This is a genomic window from Bartonella sp. MR168JLCBS (genome assembly GCF_042194175.1).
This window is the reverse complement of the sequence record NZ_JBHIMP010000608.1, coordinates 1-549: the sequence shown is the minus strand read 5'-3', so window position 1 is coordinate 549 and position 549 is coordinate 1. Positions and strand designations below refer to the sequence as shown.

1 pseudogene is annotated in these 549 nt (G+C 38.3%); it reads left to right on the top strand.

What is annotated here, in order from left to right:
- Positions 1–549 (top strand): annotated as a pseudogene (locus tag ACFIK8_RS12985) (DNA primase); the annotation flags it as partial.

Sequence of the window (549 nt, the reverse complement as noted above, 5' to 3'; positions counted from 1 at the left end):
AGAACCCCAAAAATAGGATTTTTAAAGATCAATCTTTTTCGATGTTGGCAAATTCCAACATCATACGCGATTCATCGCATTCTGTTCCTCTACGTGAGGCAGTTATTTTGCTAATTTTGGCGTACTATCCTGAGCTATGGTATGAAAATTTTGAAGTTCTCGCTGCGTTGGAGTTAGAAAATACGCAATTAATAAGTCTTCATCAATCTATGTTAGAAGTTCTGGGGGGGCAGCAACTTCATAATAAAGAGACAATGATTGCGTTTTTAGAAGAAAGGGGGCAAAAAACTCTTTTAGAGCGTATGAAAAATCTTGTGCAAAATGTTGGTATGCGTACTGTCTTTGCCGGGGCCCCTATAGAAGATGCTCGTGCTGTATTAAAACAAGCCATCTACTTGCATCTTCAAGAACACCACCTACATAAGAGATTACAAGATATTGAAGAGCAACTCGTGGAAAATCCTAATAATGAGATTTTTAATCTGCTTCGTGAAATAAAAATCGAGCTGGAGCAGACGCAAGCAACAGAGGCTTTAATTGAAGGATTTG